This window comes from Arthrobacter sp. P1_D4 (genome assembly GCF_056406115.1).
The window spans coordinates 1-14,521 of record NZ_JBFUAU010000011.1 but is presented as its reverse complement, the minus strand read 5'-3'; the positions used below and the strand labels follow the sequence as shown (position 1 = coordinate 14,521).

Sequence of the window (14,521 nt, the reverse complement as noted above, 5' to 3'; positions counted from 1 at the left end):
CATGGGCCAGATTACGAAACGCTCCCACAAGCTCTCCGACGGCCGGGACATCATCTACTTCGATGATGCCGATACCGTCCTGCCCCCGCACCGGGGCGAGGATCTCCGCGCGCCGGCGGTCCGGCCGCCCACGGCCACCATGCGCCAGGACGTCCTGACCGGGGAGTGGATCTCGATTGCGGCCGCCCGGCAGAACCGGGTGGTCCTGCCGCCCTCGCACCTGGACCCACTGGCCCCGGCGTCGCCGGAGAATCCCTCGGAGATTCCGAGCCTCTACGACGTCGCCGTCTTCGAAAACAAGTCTCCCTCCTTCGGGCCGGACCTGGCGGGGGCCGCCGCGCCGGAAGGCCTGGATGACCTCGCCCGGGTAGGGCTGGGGCGCAGCCGGCAGTCCGTGGGCCGGTGCGAAGTGGTGTGCTTCTCCCCGGAACACACCGGCTCCCTGGCGGGCCTGCCCCTGTCCCGGATGCGCACAGTGGTGGAAGCCTGGGCGGACCGGACGGCCGCGCTGTCCGCGCTGCCCGGCGTCGAACAGGTCTTTCCGTTCGAGAACCGCGGCGAAGCGATCGGCGTGACGCTGCACCACCCGCACGGACAGATCTACGCCTACCCGTACATCACGCCGCGCACGGCCCAGTTGGTCCGCACGATCGAAAGTTACGGCGGCTCGCTGTTCGAGGACATCCTCAGCTTCGAGCAGAAATCCGAGCGGGTGCTGCTCCAGGGCGAGCACTGGACGGCGTTTGTCCCGTTTGCGGCGCGCTGGCCGCTGGAAGTGCATATCCTCCCGCACCGGCACGTCCCGGACCTCGCCGCCACGACCGACGAGGAACGCGATGAGTTCTCCCTGCTGTACCGCCAGCTCCTGCGTGGCGTCGATGCCCTCTACGACAGCCCCACGCCTTACATTTCGGCGTGGCACCAGGCTCCCGTCCACGCCCACCGGGACGACATCCGGCTCATGCTGCAACTGACCTCGCCCCGCCGGGAGGAGGACAAGCTCAAGTACCTGGCAGGGTCGGAAGCCGCGATGGGGGCATTCATCGCGGACATCCCGCCGGAAACGGCCGCCGCCCGGCTCCGCGACGCCATGGAGGCAGCATCGCGGCCACCGCGTACAGCAGGGCTCGAGCCATTCCGTACAGAACTCCCGGCAACAGAACAGGAAGCAGCCCAGCCATGAACGAGGTCCTTGAACGGGAAAGTGGGTACTTTTCCAGTGAGTTTGGGGGCGCGCCGGACGGCTTGTGGTCGGCGCCCGGGCGGGTCAACCTGATCGGTGAGCACACGGATTACAACGAGGGCTTCGCGTTTCCGATCGCGATCGACAAGCGCACCACGGTGGCGGCCCGCGTCCGCGCAGACCGTCTGCTCCGGGTCACCAGCAGCTCTTTCCCCGGCGTCATAGAGGTAAGCCTCGACCGCCTGGAGCCGGATAGCCTCACCGGCTGGGCCGCGTACCCCCTCGGCGTGGCCTGGGCGATGTCCCGGGCGGCAGCCGGCGGCGCCGGTTCCGACGTCGCGTCCGGTTCCGCAGCCGGTTCCGGCGTCCCGTCCGGGATGTCCGGCCTGGACCTGGCGCTGACCTCGGATGTCCCGGCCGGCGCCGGGCTGTCCTCCTCCGCCGCCATCGAATGCGCGGTGGCCCTGGCCCTGAACGATCTCTGGGGCTTGGGGCTGGGCAGGCCCGAACTGGCACGGATCGGCCAGCTGGCCGAGAACCGGGTGGTCGGCGCGCCCACCGGCATCATGGACCAGTCGGCCTCGCTCCTGGGTGAGCCCGATCATGGCATCCTGCTCGATTGCCAGAACCTGTCGACCGAGGCGGTTGCCCTCGGCTTCGCCGGTGCCGGGGTGGGTCTGCTCGTGATCGACACCCGCACCAGCCATTCCCATGCCGACGGCGGCTACGCCAGCCGCCGTCGTTCCTGCGAGGACGGCGCCCGACGCCTGGGCGTCGGCAGCCTGCGGGCGCTGGGCCCGGCCGATCTACCCCGCGCCGCAGCACAGCTCGACGGACAGACCTACCGCCGGGTCCGCCACATCATCACGGAAAACCAGCGGGTGCTCGACACCGTGACGGCACTGCGGACCTCCGGCCCCGCCGCGATCGGGCCGTTCCTCAACGAATCGCACGAGTCCATGCGCGACGACTTCGAGATCTCCACCCCTGAGCTCGACCTCGCCGTGGCCAGCGCGCAGGGATTGGGCGCCATCGGCGCGCGGATGACCGGCGGCGGTTTCGGTGGCGCAGCCATCGCTCTGGTCCGCAACGACGGCGCCGCAACGGTGGCCGCGGGAGTTACCCGCGACTTCGCCCGGGCCGGGTACGCGGCCCCGCACATCTTCACCGTCACCGCCTCCGAGGGCGCCCGCCGGGAACTGTAGCCCGGAAGGCCCCCAGATCGTTATGCCCGCACGAGGCGGGCGGCGTCGGCCAGAAGTTCCACGGAACGGAGCCGGGGTTCGGTCCCGGTGCTCTGGTGCGCCACGATCAGTTCGTCGGCGTCGGCGTGCGCCGTGAACTCCTCGAGGTACGCAAGAACGGCCTCGGGGGTGCCCACCGCGGAGTACTTCATCATCTGCGCCATCTGCTGGCCCTGGGGCGAGTCCAGGATCATGTCCGCCTCGTCGTCGCTAAACACGCGGCCATTGCCGAAGAACAAGGAAACCCTGGCCCGCTTGGTGGCCTGGAACATCGCCTGCGCCTCAGCGGCGGAATCGGCGGCAATGACATTGACTCCGGCGATCACGTGCGGCGCCTCGAGCTGCGCGGAGGGCCGGAATTCGCGGCGGTAGACCGCCACCGCATCCTGCAGCGCGTTGGGCGCGAAGTGCGAGGCGAACGCATAGGGCAGGCCCAGCTGGGCGGCCAGCCTGGCGCCGAACAGGGAGGAACCCAGGATGTACAGCGGCACGTTGGTGCCCTTGCCCGGGGTGGCCTCGACGCCCTGGATGCGGGTGGGGCCGCTCAGGTAGCCCTGGAGCTCCAGGACGTCCTGCGGGAAGCTGTCCGCCGACATCGGATCGCGGCGCAGGGCGCGCATGGTGTTCTGGTCGCTGCCCGGCGCCCGGCCCAGGCCGAGGTCGATCCTGCCCGGGTGCAGGGTCTCAAGCGTGCCGAACTGTTCCGCGATGGTCAAAGGGGAGTGGTTGGGCAGCATCACGCCGCCGGCGCCGAGCCGGATGCTGGAAGTGTGGGCCGCGACGTGGGCGATCAGCACACTCGTGGCGGACGAGGCGATCGCGGACATGTTGTGGTGCTCGGCGTACCAGATCCGCCGGTAACCCCGGTCCTCGGCGAGCTGCGCCATGGCCACGCTGCCGGCGAAGCTATCCGCCGCCGTCTGGCCCGGGCCGATGGTAGCGAGATCAAGAATGGAAAGCGGAACAGTCACGGAAAAGCCGGCCTTTCGTAGCGGAGCAGTGTGCGGGCCGGAGTTTGGACTGCGGTCCTGGGTGGCACCGGGTTTCCGGCGCGGGCACACTGGGGTCAACGACGGCGGCCCCCGGGATATTTCTGCGGGCGGCTCAGGGGCACGAGTAGTTGTAGTCAAGGCCCCCCGAGATGTACTGCGTCATCGAGACGCGGCTGTTCGAGGTGAGTCCGGGGCGGGCGCAGTTCGCCTTGGCCCCGGCCGCCGATCCCGCTCCAGCGAGCCAGCTCGGCAGTCCTGCCAGCGGGCTGGTGAACTTCACGCTTCCGGCGATCTCCCCCCACTGGTAGGCGGTGGAGTAGAGGCCCACGCGGGCGCCGATCTTCTTGAAGTAGGCGGCCATGCCTTCCAGGACGGCGACGTTGGCGGCTTTGTCTTCCTGCCAAGTGTTTTCCGTTTCCACATCCAGCCACCAGAGGTAGGACTGCGGGTTGCTGACCCCGCGGCGCTTGGCGTCGTCGGACGCCTTGGCCCACCCATACATATAGGAGCAGGCTTTGAGCGACCCCAAGGCGCAGTTGCCGTAGGGGTTTGTGACCTTCACCCCGTTGTAGGTGTTCAACATCGGCCACCAGGACCCCTGCCGGGCGGGGTTGGCCGTGTTGACGTACAACGCCACCCTCGGCTGCGCCGTGGCTGCCGGGGACTTTGCGGTCTTGGCCCAGGCCAGCTGGCTTGCCAGGCACGGGTTCGTGTTGTTGGCCAGGCCATGGTTGACGCCGACGATCGCGAAGGCCGGCTGCTTTGGGAGGGTCTTCCCGCATTGCGGCCAGGACACATCGATTCCGGGTCCCGAGGTACTGGCCGTAGCGGCCGATGCGGGGCTTCCGCCCAGCAGGACAAGGCCGAGGGTCACGACAAAGGCCAGCACGATGCGCGGGAGCGAGTTGGGCATGCCACAGTCTAAGGCATAATTTCCAATCGTTAGCGTAAATCCGAAGGGCGCATATCCTCGGACCGGACGGCCGCTGCTCACGGCCCCGCATCGCCGGCGCGGGGACGCCCCGTTAGGAAACCTTGGAATAGTCAGCAGGCTGAGGATGTTCTCTTCCCTATGAGCCATGACAAAGCACAGCATCCGGAAAAATCCGCCACGATCGCCCTAAAGGACCTGGCAACCGTCCGCCGGCTGGGCTTTGGCGCCATGCGGATCGTCGGCGACGGCGTCTGGGGCGAGCCGGCAGACCGCGCCGCGGCGGTCGCCGTGGTACGCCGCGCCGTGGAGCTTGGCGTCGACTTCATTGACACCGCCGACTCGTACGGCCCCAACATCAGCGAGGAAATCCTCGCCGAGGCGTTGCACCCCTACCGGGACGGCGTCAAGATTGCGACGAAGGTGGGATTCACCCGCACCGGACCCAACGCCTGGGTTCCGGTCGGCCGGCCCGAATACCTGCGCCAGCAGACGGAACTGAGCCTGCGCAAGCTCAAGGTCGACGCCCTCGACCTCCTGCAGCTGCACCGGATCGACCCCAAGGTGGACCGCGAGGAGCAGTTCGCCGTGCTGCGCGATCTGCAAAAGGAAGGCAAGGTCAAGGCCCTCGGCCTCTCCCAGGTCAGCGTGGAGGAACTGGAGGAAGCCGGGAGGTACTTCACGGTCTCTACGGTGCAGAACCGCTACAACCTCACCGACCGCAGCTCCGAGGACGTCCTCGAGTACGCCGAGGAGAACGGCATCGGCTTCATTCCGTGGGCGCCGATCTCCGCCGGCGAGCTGGCCCGGCCGGGCGGACCGCTCGACGAGGCTGCGAAGCGGCTGGGCGCCACGACTTCCCAGGTGGCCCTGGCCTGGCTTCTGCGCCGGTCCCCCGTCATGATGCCGATCCCCGGCACCGGCTCCGTCAAGCACCTTGAAGAGAACCTGGCCGCCGCCGGCGTCGTCCTCGACGACGCCACCTATGCGGAACTCAAAGCGACCCGCTGAACCGCGCCGCTTCCCATATTCACCTCATCCACCGTCCGCCGGCCCTGCCGGCAGAACAGGAGCAACACCATGGCTAAAAATATTCTGATGGTTGTCTCGGCAGCAGATTCCCTGACAATGCGCGACGGCAGCGACCACCCCACCGGGTACTGGGCCGAGGAGCTCGTCGTCTCCCACCGGACCCTTCTCGACGCGGGCCACACCGTGCACATCGCCACGCCGGGCGGCAAGAAGCCGACGGTGGATGAGGTGAGCCTCGCGGCTGAGTCCGCCGGCGGGCAGGACCGTGCGGATAGCTTCCGCCGCTACATCGATTCCCTCGACGCCGAACTGTCCAACCCGCTGGTGCTGGCCGACGTCGACGCCTCCGCCTACGACGCCGTCGTGATGCCGGGCGGACACGGGCCCATGGCCGACCTCTACCAGGATGCAGATCTTGGCCGTCTGCTGACGGCCGTCAACACGGCCGGCAAGATCATCGCGCCGTTCTGCCACGGCCCGGCCGGGCTGTTGAGCGCCACGGACGACGACGGCGCGTTCACCTTCGCCGGACGCCGCCTCACCGTTTTCACCAATGAGGAGGAGCTGGGTGGCGGCACGGGACCCAATACACCGTGGTTCGTGGAGGACGTCCTGGAGGAGAAGGGCGCGGTAGTGGAGAACGGCGCGGCCTGGACGTCTCATGTTGTGCGGGACGGAAACCTCATCACCGGGCAGAACCCGCAGTCCAGCGAGGACGTGGCCAAGGAGGTCCTCAAGGCCCTCGCCGAATAAGCCACGCTTAGCCGGGTCCGGGAACCCCGGACCCGGCTAAGCTAACCGCATGGCCATCAAATCCACTGCAGACAAAGTCGCCACGATCGTCCAGGGCTACACCCTGGACGGCCCGACGATCGAGCTCGGCGCGGCGATCGTCGACGGCGAACTCCACAAGGAAGCCTCCGTCCGGCTGCCGCTCGCGATGATGAACCGGCACGGCCTCGTGGCCGGTGCGACAGGCACGGGCAAGACCGTCACGCTGCACATGATGGCCGAACAGCTTTCCACCGCGGGTGTGCCGGTGTTCCTGGCCGACATCAAGGGCGACCTCTCGGGTCTGGCCACCGCCGCCACGGGCACAGAAAAACTCCTGGCCCGCACGGAGAGCATCGGCCAGCCCTGGTCCGGCAAGACTTTTCCGGTGGAGTTCCTGGCCCTCGGCGGCGACGGCAAGGGCATACCGGTCCGCGCCACCATCACCTCCTTCGGCCCCATCCTGCTCTCCCGCATCATGGACCTGAACGAGACCCAGGAATCCAGCCTGCAGCTCGTCTTCCATTTCGCGGACAAGAAAGACCTGGAGCTGATCGACCTCAAGGACCTGCGGGCCGTGATCCAATTCCTGACGTCGGCCGAGGGCAAGGACGAACTTGAGGAACTAGGCGGCCTCTCCAAGGCAACCGCCGGCGTGATCCTGCGCGAACTGATCACGCTCGAGGCGCAGGGTATGGAGAAGTTCTTCGGCGAACCCGAGTTCGACACCGCGGAACTGCTGCGTACCGCGCCGGACGGCCGCGGTGTGGTGAGCTGTCTGGAGCTTCCGACGCTGCAGACCAAGCCCATGCTCTTCTCGACGTTCCTCATGTGGCTGCTGGCCGACCTCTTCGAGGACCTGCCCGAGGCCGGGGACCTCGACAAGCCCAAGCTCGTGTTCTTCCTCGATGAGGCCCACTTGCTGTTCAACGGCGCCTCGAAAGCCTTCCTTGATGCGATCACCACCACCGTCCGGCTCATCAGGTCCAAAGGCGTCGGAATTTTCTTCGTGACGCAGACCCCCAAGGACGTCCCCGCCGACGTCCTCGGCCAGCTGGCAAACCGCGTGCAGCACGCCCTCCGCGCCTATACTCCGGAGGACGCCAAGGCCCTCAGGGCCACCGTCTCCACCTTCCCGACCAGCGACTACGACCTCGAGGAGACCCTCACTACCGCCGGCATCGGCGAGGCCGTCATCACAGTCCTGAATGAGAAGGGCGCGCCGACCCCGGTGGCGCTGACCCGGCTCCGCGCCCCGGAGTCCGTGATGGGTCCCAGCACCGACGAGCTGATCTCCAGCACCGTCGCCGCCTCCGCCCTGCTGCCCAAGTACGGCACCGCCGTCGACAACATCTCGGCGTACGAGAAGATCGCCGCCGCAGGCGGCGACCGCACAGGCGCCGCCCCCACCGGGCCGGCGGCCGGGACCGCACACCACGGCGGCGCCCGGGACAGCGGCAGCCAGCAATCCGCCCAGGACGGCGGTTTGGACCCCGGCGCCATCGACGCCGAAGCCCGGCGGATCGAGGAGGAAATCCTCGGCCGCCCCAGCAGCCGCCCCGCGCCGGCGCCCAGGACGCCCGACGATGACAACGTGGCCGAGCGGCGCGCCCCCCGGCCGGCGCMGCCGCCGGCCGGGGGTGGCGGGGGCATCGGCGGCGAACTCGCCGGGGCCCTGGGCGGTGGCCTCCAGAGCATGGCCCGCTCGCTGGGGACCCAGCTTGGCAGGGAACTGCTCCGCGGCGTCTTCGGCACTTCCTCCAAACGCCGCCGCCGCTAGGGATCACCGCGGCGGCATCCAACCGAACGTCCCCGGCCCGCGGGCCGGGCGGCCTTCAGCCATGCTCCGCGTCACAGATGCGGACCGTGACACCGGGATTCCTGTGGGGTACAGGTAACGTAAGAATGGTGCAGATGAGTCAGGCGTTGGTCAAAATCGCAGCAGTGTGGCTGCTGGGACTGATGCTTGCCGTCGCCGGCGCCATCGTGTCGATCAATCTGGTGAACGACTCCATTGCAGGGCCCCAGCAGCCAGTCCGCGAATATTTGAGTGCCCTGCAAAAGGGCGATGGCGAAAAGGCGCTGGGCCTGTTGCGCGCCTCCGTGCCACAAAGCAACCCGGCGATGCTCGACGGCACGGCCCTGCAAACCGCCGCGGCACGCATTTCCGACGTCAAGCTTGGCGCCGCGGAAGAGCGTGGTGCCAATCAGGTCATGGTACCCATGGAGTACACCGTCGACGGCAACAAGCTGCGGACCGAATTCCTGTTGGAGCGCTCCGGCACCGAGTGGCTGTTCTTCCACAAATGGTCTTTCGTCCCCTCTGAACTGCCCGTCCTGGACGTCACCGTGGTCAACTCCAGCGAGGCCACCCTCAACGGGGTGCCGGTGAACATGCCCAACGGCCGCAACTCCTTCGCAGTCTTCTACCCGGGCGAGTACGAGGCGACCCTGAACGGCCAGTACTTCTCCGCCCCGGCCACCCGCGCCACAGTGTCGGCCGCGGACGCGCCTCCGGCATCGCTGAACCTGCTGACCGAGGCCACGGGCGCCCTGAAGGAGGCCGTGAGCGGCAAGGTCAAGGAGTTCCTGGACTCCTGCGCGGACGAGGCCGACAAGCAGCAGAAGCTGCAGCCCAACTGCCCGTTCTACCACGCCACCAACAACCGCGTGATGGACGGAACCATCGACTGGAGCATCACGGACTACCCGAGCGTCAGCATCGAGCCGTTCGGCGGCCGCTGGGTGGTGGCGCCCCTCGACGGCAAGGCCCGGATCAAGGCCCGCCAACAGGATCTGTTCTCGGGCGCCGTGTCTGAGATCGACTCCGTCCACGATTTCAGCTTCACGACCCGTCTGGACATCGACGGCGACACCGTCAAACTCACGCCGCAGCTGGACTACTAGTACCCGCCGGGACTCCCCGGCCGGAGGCCCGAAGAAAGCCTAAAGGCTGCTGTCCGTGACGCAGGGTCACGGACAGCAGCCTTTTGGTCAGCCTTGGCGCAGCGGCTCAGTCCATTCCGCGCAGGTCCAGGACCAGCTCGGTGTCTCCGTCGGCCTGCAGGAGCACGGGGATTCCCCAGTCCTGCTGGTAGAGGTGGCAGGCCGCATGGTCCGGGATCTCGCCGTCGGCGTCTTCGGACCCGTCACAGGCCGCCGCGCGGGCGGTGATGTGCAGGACGCCCTCGGGGACGTCGGAGGAAAGCTCCAGGGTGCGCAGGAGCCCCACGGACGTCCCGCCGCCGGAGACCAGCAGTTCGGGGGGTGTGGACGAGATCTTCAACTGGGTGGGATCGCCCCAGCGGTCGTCCAGCTTCTGACCGGTGGGCGCCGTGAAGCGGACCGCCAGTTCGAGCGGGCCAGGCGCCACAGGGCTCTTGGGCCGGTGGGTCTGTGCCGCGCCCTCGTCCACCTGCTGGGCTTCCTTCGGGATGGGCACGTACACGAGCTGGTGCTTGTTGGCCTCGACCACCACCAGCAACGGCTCGGATCCGGCGACCTGGGTGTGGTCCACAATCACGTCCGAGGGCTCGGACAGTCCGCGGGCCAGTGTGGAGACCGTGCCCGTTGCGGGGTCGTAGCGGCGGACTGCGCCGTTGTACGTGTCCGCGATGGCCACCGAACCGTCAGGGAGCACCGTGACGCCGAGCGGGTGCTGCAGCCGCGCCTCCGCGGCGGGGCCGTCGCGGAAGCCGAAGTCGAACAGGCCCTTGCCCACCGCCGATTCGACGGTGATGCTGCCGGCGTCATCAATCACGAGTTTGCGCAGGGCGGAGGTTTCGGAGTCAGCCACCCAGATGTTGCCGTCCGCGTCTTCGGCAAGGCCGGAGGACTGGGCGAACCAGGCTTCAGCGGCCGGGCCGTCCAGGAGCCCTTCGAGGCCGTTGCCGGCGATGATCTTTACGGCGCCGGAGGTCGGGTCGAAGCTGAAGATCTGGTGCACTCCCGCCATCGCCACCACCACGGCGTTGAGCTTGGTGGACCAGACGACGTCCCACGGCGAGCTCAGGGACACCGCGAGCGGGTCCGCCTCGAGCCGGGTACCGTAGGCGGCGCCTTCCTCGTCCACGCGGGCCGGGCCGGTTTCCAGCAGCCGCTGTACGCCGTTGCCGGCCAGCGTCCGGACGGTGCCGTCCGCGAGGGACAGCCCGCGGAGCCGGTGATTCACGGAGTCGGCAATGACGACGTCGTAACCGGCGGCCGCGGCGACATCCTCGGGCAGCAGCACCAGGCCCTGCGGTTCGTTGAACCGGGCGGTGGCGGCGTTGCCGTCGGCGTGGCCCTTTTCGCCCGAGCCGTAAGTGGCCAGCACGGTCTGAAAGTCGGTAGAGAGTTCCACGAGCCGGTGATGGCCGGTGTCGGTCACCAGCCACGAACCGTCGCCGGCACTTCCGACGCCGCGGCCGGCGGGCAGGAACAGGGCCTTGCCCGGGAAGCGCAGCGTTCCCGACGTCGGTTCCGGCGCCACGTAGGGGCCGTCGCCCCGGTGCAGGGTGCCCCTGGCTTCGTGTTCGGCGATCAGCTCGGGGATCAGGACGGCGAGGCCGTCCGCGTGGCCCTCGCCGGAGAGGTGCGCGACGATGTAGCCCTCGGGATCGATGACCACCAGGGTCGGCCAGGCCCGGGCCGTATAGGCCTTCCAGGTGTCCAGCTCGGGGTCGTCGAGGACAGGGTGGCGGATCTCGTAGCGTTCGACGGCGGCCGCCAGCGCCACGGGATCGGCCTCGTGCTCGAACTTGGGCGAATGCACGCCGACCGTCACGAGGACATCCGAGTACTGCTGCTCGAGCGGGCGGAGTTCGTCCAGGACGTGCAGGCAGTTGATGCAGCAGAACGTCCAGAAGTCCAGCAGCACGATCTTGCCGCGCAGGGATTCAAGGTCCAGGAACTTGCCACCGGTGTTCAGCCAGTTGCGGCCCACCAGTTCGGAGGCCCGGACCCGGAGGTGGGTGCGTACGGTTTCGGTCATGAGCGTCCTTCCAGCTTTGAATTGCGTTCGGCAAGCCTGGCGTCGCGCTCGGCCAGCTTGGCAAACATATCGTTGTAAGCGGTGAGATCGGCGTCGTTATTCCTGTCCGCCGCCCGGTCGGTGCGTTTGGACTCGCGCGCGTCGGAGCGGGACCACATCACGGCGACACCGATCGCTACCAGCAGGGTTGGAACTTCGCCGATCCCCCACGCCACGGCACCGCCCATCTGTTGGTCCAGCAGGGCAGCGGGGCCCCAGGTCCGCCCGAGGTTGCCGAAGTAGTCGGCGGCCAGCAGCCCGGTGCCGCCCATGATGGCGACGCCGAAGAACGCGTGGAAGCCCATAGTGGCCAACAGGAGCAGCAGCCGCATGGGGTACGGTGCGCGGCGCGGCAACGGATCGGTGCCGATCATGGTGAGCACGAAGATGTAGCCGGTGAGGGCGAAGTGCAGGTTCATGAGTTCGTGGCCCACGTGGTCCCGCATCGCGTAACCGAAGGCGTCCGAGTAGTAGAAAAGCACGATCGAGCCGGCGAAGTTGGCGGCCGCGAACAGCGGGTGGGTCACCAGTTGCGAGAACTTGGAGTGGATGAAGATCATGAGCCACTCGCGCGGGCCGCGGGAGCTGTCGCGCCGGGGGGTGAGCGCCCGCAGTGCCAGCGTGACGGGGGCGCCGAGGACCAGGAAGATGGGAGCCACCATGGTCAGGGCCATGTGGTCCACCATGTGCGCCGAAAACAGCACCCTGCCATAGACCGACGGCGGCCCCGAGGTCACGTAGGTGAGGACCATGAGTCCGAGCACCCAGTTGACCGTCCGGAACCAGGGCCACGAGTCGCCCCGTTTCAGCACCCTTCGTACGCCAAGGAGGTAGGACACCAAGCCAAACACGACGACGGCGATCCAGAGCCAGTCGAGCCGCCACTCCGTGAGCCATCGGTCCGGGGTCAGTTCCGGCGGCAACTCGTAGCCCGAGAGGATGAAGGCCGGCGAAGCGTCGGGGGCGAAAGTGGTGGGCTGCGGCGGGGCGGAACGCCCCAGCGCGACGGCGATCCCGGACGTCGCCCCCATGATGATCAGCTCCACGATCACCAACTGCCACAACACCCGGCGCGCGGACCTGCCCATGGCGCGGTTGCCCAGCTGCGGGATGACCCAGCGGCGGTGCATGAGCCCGATGCCGCCCAACACCAGGACCGCTGCCGTCTTGGCCAGGATCAGTTGCCCGTAGGCCGAGCCGAAGAGGTCTGCCCATGTGGTGAGGCGGATACTGGCGTTGATCACGCCTGAGGCGAAGACCAGGGCGAAGGCAAAGCCGGCCAGGGATGAGAACCGGCGCAGGGTTGGCTCGGTGATGTCTGCTGTCCCCGAGCCTGCCCCGGAGGCGCGGCCGCCGGCGCCCGTGCCTTCCAGGACGCCGGAGAGGACTGCGAGCATGATGATGCCGCCCACCCATGCCGATACGCCGACCAGGTGCAGGCCGAGCGAGTTGATGGCGCCCTCGTGGTCGCTGGAGCTGGAGGAGTGTCCGATCAGGGCAGCGGGAACCAGACCGATCAGCGAAAGGACCAGCGTCAGTGCCAGGCCGCCGCGGGACCGCACTCCGAACAGGGCGGTGGTAACGACGGCGGCGATGATGACGACAGCCAGCCACGCGCGTCCGGTTTCGATGTCCGTCATGAAGTACACGAGGGAGCGGGTGAATTCCGGATCCCCGGAGATGCCCTGCCCCGCAATGTCCGCGTAGCCCAGGACCAGTACGGTGATCGCGGACAGCGTCCAGACGGCGCCGGCGGCCGCTGCCACGGCCAGCGCCCGGGTGAAGGCCGGATGTTCCGGGGCGTCCTGCTCCTTGGACCGGGAGCTGTTCCTGTTTCGCGGCAGGATGCCGACGGCGAAGATAAGGCCGCCGATCACGGTGGCGACAGCGACGTTGTGGATCGCTTTGCTCACCGGAAGCCCCCAGCGCACCAGCGCACCTGGATCTGAGACCTCGCGGGCGGCTGCTGCGCCGGAGAAGATCAGTGCCGCTGCCAGGCCAATAAACAACGCGCCAAGGCCTGCGATCAGCCAAGGCCGGGCAATCCCGGCGGGACCGGAGCCAGGGCCGCGTGCGTCCCCGGGGGGAACGGGCGCTGCGGTTGTGGGCGTGGGATTTACTGCGGAAGGCACACCTCCATTGTCCGCTACGCCGCCTTGCTCAGCGAATCGGCCCCGGCGGCTGGGCCTCCGGGGATCCGTCCAGCCGGCGCGGCCTTCAAGGGCTGCGGATTGGTCGGGAAGGCAGCCCGGCCGGCCTAAGACCGGTTAGGGACCGGCCGGCGGCTGCCCGGGGACTGGCCGGGGACGCAAAAGGAGCGGCAACCCGAGGGTTGCCGCTCCTTTCAAGCCTGCGAAGAAGACTACTTCTTCTTGGCGACTGCAGCCTTCAGCTTGGAGCCGGCGGTCAGCTTGACGCTGTGGCCAGCGGCAATCTGGATGGTTTCGCCGGTCTGCGGGTTGCGGCCGGTGCGAGCTGCACGGTCGGTGCGCTCTACAGCGAGCCAGCCCGGAATGGTGATCTTCTCGCCCGCGGCGACAGAGGTCTCGAAGACCTCGAACAGTGCGTCGAGCACGGAGTTGACTGCTGCCTGGCTGGTGCCGGCCTTGCCTGCTACCTCTGCAACAAGTTCACTACGGTTCTTAGCCATTTATGTCCTCCTGGACGGTCACGATTTTTGGAGCCTGCACACGGCATGCGTACAAACCACTGTTCGAAAACTTACCAGCTTGGCGCCTCAGAGGTGGCAAATTCCGCGTGTTTTCGGCCTTTTTTGGGGAAAATCACTGGAATCGGGCGCCGATCGCCGTCAAATTGCGCCGAGAGCGGAAGCCCCCTCGTCGGCGCCGTTTCACCCAGTTCCGCCGCCGTCCCCGCCGGCGGACTTTCCGCCGCCAGGAAGCCAGCCCGGGCGCTGCCCGCTGGGCACCGGTCCCATGGTCCTGGCGGGCCGTGAGGGGGGCCTTGGCGGGGGCGACGCCGGCACCCGTCTTGGATGCCCTGCCTGCTGCCCGGGGGACGTGGGGCACTCGTGGCGGGCCCTGGGACCTGCGTTCTGGCAGGCCGTGACCCGGGTTCGGCTGGGCACGTAGCCGGGGCCGGCGGGCGGCCGTTCCCCCGGGGCCGGGCCGCCGAAGGCACGGGCCTGGTCCTGAAAGGCCGGTTAAATGCGGGAGGACCCCCACCTGGTGGKGGGGGTCCTCGACCKTTAATGGTGTTCCGGCGGTGACCTACTCTCCCACACCCTCCCGGGTGCAGTACCATCGGCGCTGTGGGTCTTAGCTTCCGGGTTCGGGATGGGACCGGGCGTTTCCCCCACGCTATGACCGCCGTAACCCTTGCTCCGCCACGCACCCG

The 14,521-nt window shown here is 68.1% G+C and carries 11 protein-coding genes and 1 rRNA gene; 6 read left to right on the top strand and 6 right to left on the bottom strand.

The features are described 5' to 3' along the window. Window position 1: 1 nt before the first annotated feature. Complete coding sequence (gene galT, locus AC1D0A_RS12025; protein WP_476945912.1) at window positions 2-1,183, top strand: galactose-1-phosphate uridylyltransferase; 1,182 nt, start codon at window positions 2-4, stop codon at window positions 1,181-1,183. Further along, window positions 1,180-2,388: a galactokinase gene (gene galK / locus AC1D0A_RS12020; protein ID WP_243180464.1), complete on the top strand. Its 1,209-nt coding sequence runs from the start codon at window positions 1,180-1,182 to the stop codon at window positions 2,386-2,388. The genes galT and galK overlap by 4 nt, the downstream gene beginning before the upstream one ends. A gap of 20 nt (window positions 2,389-2,408) precedes the next feature. Here galK and AC1D0A_RS12015 read toward each other — a convergent pair whose 3' ends face one another. Both AC1D0A_RS12015 and AC1D0A_RS12010 read right to left on the bottom strand, forming a co-directional pair. Then, window positions 2,409-3,398 (bottom strand): LLM class flavin-dependent oxidoreductase, encoded by a 990-nt coding sequence (locus AC1D0A_RS12015; RefSeq protein WP_243180463.1) that lies wholly within the window; start codon window positions 3,396-3,398, stop codon window positions 2,409-2,411. A gap of 133 nt (window positions 3,399-3,531) precedes the next feature. Continuing rightward, entirely contained in the window at window positions 3,532-4,332 is an 801-nt protein-coding gene (locus tag AC1D0A_RS12010; RefSeq protein ID WP_243180461.1) for a glycoside hydrolase family 25 domain-containing protein, read from the bottom strand. Between the two features lie 159 nt (window positions 4,333-4,491). Here AC1D0A_RS12010 and AC1D0A_RS12005 point away from each other — a divergent pair, with 159 nt between their 5' ends. The 4 genes from AC1D0A_RS12005 to AC1D0A_RS11990 all read left to right on the top strand — a co-directional run bounded on the left by AC1D0A_RS12005 (window position 4,492) and on the right by AC1D0A_RS11990 (window position 9,060). After that, complete coding sequence (locus AC1D0A_RS12005; protein ID WP_243180453.1) at window positions 4,492-5,361, top strand: aldo/keto reductase; 870 nt, start codon at window positions 4,492-4,494, stop codon at window positions 5,359-5,361. A 69-nt stretch (window positions 5,362-5,430) separates the two neighbouring features. Continuing rightward, window positions 5,431-6,135 (top strand): type 1 glutamine amidotransferase domain-containing protein, encoded by a 705-nt coding sequence (locus AC1D0A_RS12000; RefSeq protein ID WP_243180451.1) that lies wholly within the window; start codon window positions 5,431-5,433, stop codon window positions 6,133-6,135. Between the two features lie 49 nt (window positions 6,136-6,184). Beyond that, window positions 6,185-7,933: a helicase HerA-like domain-containing protein gene (locus AC1D0A_RS11995; protein ID WP_476945911.1), complete on the top strand. Its 1,749-nt coding sequence runs from the start codon at window positions 6,185-6,187 to the stop codon at window positions 7,931-7,933. Window positions 7,934-8,067: 134 nt separating this feature from the next. Continuing rightward, entirely contained in the window at window positions 8,068-9,060 is a 993-nt protein-coding gene (locus tag AC1D0A_RS11990) for a hypothetical protein (protein WP_243180440.1), read from the top strand. Between the two features lie 106 nt (window positions 9,061-9,166). On the opposite strand, the gene AC1D0A_RS11985 is transcribed toward AC1D0A_RS11990, so the two are convergent. From AC1D0A_RS11985 to rrf, 4 genes are all read right to left on the bottom strand, one after another. After that, the gene (locus AC1D0A_RS11985) at window positions 9,167-11,125 is read right to left on the bottom strand and encodes an NHL domain-containing thioredoxin family protein (RefSeq protein ID WP_476945910.1); all 1,959 of its coding nucleotides are present in this window, start codon (window positions 11,123-11,125) and stop codon (window positions 9,167-9,169) included. Next, a complete protein-coding gene (locus tag AC1D0A_RS11980) occupies window positions 11,122-13,296 on the bottom strand; it encodes a bifunctional copper resistance protein CopD/cytochrome c oxidase assembly protein (protein WP_476945909.1) in 2,175 nt (724 codons plus the stop codon). The genes AC1D0A_RS11985 and AC1D0A_RS11980 overlap by 4 nt, the downstream gene beginning before the upstream one ends. 230 nt (window positions 13,297-13,526) lie before the next feature. Beyond that, entirely contained in the window at window positions 13,527-13,814 is a 288-nt protein-coding gene (locus AC1D0A_RS11975) for an HU family DNA-binding protein (protein WP_011776355.1), read from the bottom strand. 567 nt (window positions 13,815-14,381) lie between these two features. Next, a 5S ribosomal RNA gene (gene rrf, locus AC1D0A_RS11970) occupies window positions 14,382-14,498 on the bottom strand. Between the last annotated feature and the right edge of the window lie 23 nt (window positions 14,499-14,521).